At 59.8% G+C, this 4,111-nt stretch carries 3 protein-coding genes and 1 pseudogene; 3 read left to right on the forward strand and 1 reads right to left on the reverse strand.

Features of this window, described 5'->3' with window-relative positions; genetic code table 11:
* The 3 genes and pseudogenes from O7A60_RS31545 to O7A60_RS31555 all read left to right on the forward strand — a co-directional run.
* A partial coding sequence (locus tag O7A60_RS31545) for a hypothetical protein (RefSeq protein ID WP_337109554.1) occupies window positions 1–232 on the forward strand: 232 nt, incomplete at its 5' end.
* Entirely contained in the window at window positions 232–942 is a 711-nt protein-coding gene (locus O7A60_RS31550; RefSeq protein ID WP_415926885.1) for an IclR family transcriptional regulator domain-containing protein, read from the forward strand. The genes O7A60_RS31545 and O7A60_RS31550, both read left to right, overlap by 1 nt.
* Window positions 943–1,520: 578 nt before the next feature.
* Window positions 1,521–2,087 (forward strand): annotated as a pseudogene (locus O7A60_RS31555) (5-methyltetrahydropteroyltriglutamate--homocysteine S-methyltransferase); the annotation flags it as partial.
* 564 nt (window positions 2,088–2,651) lie between these two features.
* Here O7A60_RS31555 and O7A60_RS31560 read toward each other — a convergent pair.
* Window positions 2,652–3,341, reverse strand: a complete 690-nt coding sequence (locus O7A60_RS31560) for a response regulator transcription factor (RefSeq protein WP_337109556.1) — start codon at window positions 3,339–3,341, stop codon at window positions 2,652–2,654.
* Window positions 3,342–4,111: the final 770 nt, after the last annotated feature.

Below are 4,111 nucleotides of genomic sequence, written 5' to 3' on the forward strand. Positions count from 1 at the left end.
CAACCGTGTCGCCATTGCTGAGGTTCTCGGCCACGGCCTGTTTGAGCGGCAGGAACTTGACCATCGCAGCGATCCTCAAGATGCAACAAAGTTCGCATTGCGAACAAATGTTTTATGTGAGATACATCTACCGCAGCTCTATTATAGAGTCAACGCTGAGTGGAAGCGGCCGTGGAAGACAAAAGCAATGCGCGTGATCAAGTGGGCTCGCTGGGGCGCGGTCTGGGGGTGATGGAAATCCTTGCCCGCCATCAGGCGGGCATGACCTTGACCGAGATGGCCGAGGAAGCGGGGCTAACCCGCGCCGGCGCCCGCCGCCTTCTGCTGACGCTGGTTGCCACCGGTTACGCGACCCAGTCCGGCAGACTGTTCTCGCTATCGCCGCGGCTATTGACCATTGCCCGGACTTCGCTCGGCGGCGCGTCTCTATGGACCTTCGCCACGCCAATCATGCGCGACATGGCGGCGCAGTTCGACGAGGCGTGTAATGCGGCGGTGCTGTCGGGCGAGGACGTCGTCTATGTCGTGCGCGTCCCCGGCCGTCGAATCCTGAGTGTCGCGCTCGACGTAGGGACCATGCTGCCCGCCTATTGCACCTCTATGGGACGCGTGCTGCTCTCCGGTCTGGCGACGGACGAGTTGAAGAACTTCCTTGCGGAAGCAAAGATCGAGCGGCGGACGCCCAAGACGATCACCAGGCGTGCCGCGCTGGGCAAGGCCATTGACAAGGCGAGAGCGGATGGTTTCGCCATCGCCGACGAAGAACTGGAACTCGGCCTGCGCTCGATTGCGGTGCCGATCCGCGACCGTGCGGACCGTATCGTCGCAGCGATCAATGTTTCGACCCAGTCAGCGCGTTTTTCAGTTGAAGCGATGGAGCGCGACATCCTGCCGGTGCTGCGGAAAGCCAAGCAGCGCATCGAGGAATATTTCTTCACCTGATCCGGCATTGTCGCGATTTGGGGTGCCACCAGCGGTTTTATTTCTGCTGCAGGAGGTTGAAGCCGAACAGAGAAGAAGGCTGTTCTGTCAATGGAAGCCCTGCTTCATCGGAAACTCCCATCCGGCGGGCATCATTCTGGTGCAGTGACGCGACGGGCCAGGTACAAAACGCCTCCTCAGTGGAAATGGGCTCTGTTCGACAAAAGCGAACGAAACTTCTTTGCGCGTGCTGCATCACGAAATACCGCGGGTGCCCCAAGCCCGCTCGTGCAACAACCCTGTTGCACGATTTCGCACTTGAAACTTGCATCCAATGATGCGCGGTTGCCAGCCAGCATCCCTATGAGAGGCGAGCCCCCTCATTAATTCGGTTCGGGAAGTGTGGAATCTGAAGTCCGAGCCTGATCGATGGTCGCAATGTTTGGCGTGCGAACCTGCGCCCATCAAGCCGGTCGTCGCCGCTGGCCACTGGAGCGGGCGGAGATCGCGCCGTCGTGCTCTCTTCTATGTCCCGATGGACCTTGACCTGGAAATCATGCTCGACCGGGACGTAAGTCGTGGCTAGCTTTCGCAGCGCGCGGTCGGTCGTCTGCCGTCAGATCGCGCTCGCCCTCCGTGCCGAGGTGGGTGATCTCGAAAGCACGGGCGCCACGGTTGATTCAGATCGATGAGGCTGCACTGCGCGAGGGTTTGCCGCTGCGCAAATCAGACTGGAAGCCTTACCTCGAATGGGCCATCGAGTGCTTTCGGCTCGCTTCGACGGGCGTGTACGATGCGATCCAAATCGACATGCCTATGTGCTACTCCGAATTCAACGACATAATAGACGCGATCGCCGCAATGGATGCCGATGTGATCTCCATCGAAACCTCTCGCTCGCAGATGGAATTGCTCGACGCGTTCAAAAGCTTCAATTATCGGAACGAGATCGGACCGGGCATCTAGATATCCACTCACCGCGGGTGCCGGGGGCCGACGAGATGACGAATCTGCTCTCGCAGGCGCGCCACCGCCTTTGCGACAGTCAGATTTGGGTCAACCCCGATTGCGGTTTGAATACACGTCGAGGGAGGAAGTCCGTCCCGCACTCGTCAACAATGGTCAAAGCCGCACGTTGTCTGAAAGGCGCGCCGAAGGCGGCCTAGCAACTGTCGATGCCGCCGCCCGGTGGACGATGCCATAGACTGCAGTGGAGTGGTTAGAAGTGAGTGCCCGGCGCAAGGCGCCGCGTCGGGCACGTCCCCGTTTTTCGTCAGGACGTCGCAGAAACGGCGCGCGCTGACGGGCACTGATTTGAGGGTCCGGTTCTTCTTCCGACCCGTCGATCTGTAGACGCATTTGCGAATGACGATGCTTTGCCCCAGCGCATCTCTAGCAAGCCGAGCGTCGAGTCCGCTGAACTGAACCCAGATCGTCACACGATGCCGCTTAACCAGTGTGGGAAGTGGTGATGACCTCCATTCGCCTTAAGTGCCTCTAGCTGCTGGCTACCAGATCCTCCCACCCAAGCGTTTGGCGTCGAGTGTATTTTTCACGTTCGTCGTCGTTCAGCGGTAGTCATTCCGGTAAGGGGGTGTGCAATCAGACCCTACCGGAAAGCGCCGATGGCCACCGCAAAGCCGCTCGCTCGCTACAGCGCTATCGAGGGCGCGCTCGCGAGCAGCTTTTGCTCCGCCGAGCTACACCACAAGCGAGGACACGATAGCAATTCAGATTTCCTGCTCTTCGAGTGCGTATCCGGCCGAGCGTATGGTTCGGATGACGTTGTGGGGCGAGAGTGCCTTTCTCACTCGGCTGATATGGACATCAACGGTGCGCGCGCCGACGTGGATGTTGGCGGGCCAGGCGGCCCCAACCAGTTCGTCGCGGGTGCACACCTTGCCAGGGTTTTCCATCAGGTGACGAAGCATATTAAACTCGAGTGGGCCAAGATGGAGTTGCTGTCCATTGCAGTGTACCCGACGGCTGCCGAGTTGCATATTAAGCTCGCCGCAGGTCAGGGACCCCCCGTGCCCTCCATTGGGGAGCAGCGGCGTCCGCAGCTTCCCACCTAAATACGCAAGCAATTTAGCCGGCGCGAAGGGCCGCTGGAAACTTTCGTCGATGCCGGCCTTGAGCAGATCGAGCTGTTGATGCTCGGCGCCGGACGCGATCAGGGCGATCACTGGCAGGGCGTCCGTTTGCGGCTCGCCTTTCAGCCAGGCGCAGATCCCCGGGCCGGCAGGGCTAGCAGGTTGGCAGTCTAGGAGAACAGCCTGCGGATTGCGCTCAGTCGCCTGTCGTATCGCGTCGTCCATGCCGCCGGCCAGCTCGGTTGCGAAGCCGTCCACCTCCAGGACATGACTGAAGAATAGGTAGAACTCGGCATCGTCAGAACAGATTAGGATGAGTGGCGACATATGCGAACCCTTCTTAAATCAAGCATTCCGCGCCGGTCGCGAGCCAGCTCGCTCTCGAGCGCCGGTTCGGTGCGCCAGCTGTCCTTTCTACCGCTGCCGCCAGGCACTTCCCTCATGGCCCGAGACGATTGGCAATTTGGTGTTGCCCTCGAAACGAAGATGCACCCAAACACCTCATGTGCGGGGTTCCTTGTCGGCCCGGCGATGGAGACCGTGGATCAACTGTTGGATTGGATCTGCCAGGCAACCCGCCGGTAGATCCGAGCTGCTGCGTCGAGGAGGCCACTCTAATTGCAGCTACCAGTTCGGCGCAGAACCCGCCGGTAGACTCAACGCCCCCGCAATTCGCGCACTATCTGATGCCGACCTGACCTGACCTCCTTGCTAGCTTCGTTCCCCCGATCGCAATCTTGCTCCGCGTCATCGATGCCTCCCAGCAGTTACCTGTCTCAAGACCAGAAAAATCAAAATGCGTGCCAACGCGAAGGGAGCCGCTGAAAAGATTTTGCGACTTTTATTTCAGAGGTTTAACGAGAATGCAGCAGAAGATGAGGGCCGAACCCACAGTGTCGCGGACTCGACAAAACCCAACATTGCTGTCGCCCGCCTGGCGTGCTTTCGGTCCCTCGCCGGTCATGGAGCGGTCAGGGGCCCAAGTCTTCAAGCTGTGCCTACAACAATCCCGCCTGCTCGGCCTCTTTGCGCAGGTTCTGCCGTGGCCTTGGGCCGATCTGCTGGATCACCAATCCGGCCGCCAGTGAGCCAAGATC

This window comes from Mesorhizobium salmacidum (SeqCode) (genome assembly GCF_037179605.1).
In the GTDB taxonomy this organism is placed as follows: Bacteria; Pseudomonadota; Alphaproteobacteria; order Rhizobiales; family Rhizobiaceae; genus Mesorhizobium; species Mesorhizobium salmacidum.

What these genes read in the sequence shown, in the direction of transcription:
- O7A60_RS31560 (WP_337109556.1), bottom strand. Translation starts at nt 3,341, where the DNA reads ATGTCGCCACTCATCCTAATCTGTTCTGACGATGCCGAGTTCTACCTA.
- O7A60_RS31550 (WP_415926885.1), top strand. Translation starts at nt 232, where the DNA reads ATGGAAATCCTTGCCCGCCATCAGGCGGGCATGACCTTGACCGAGATG.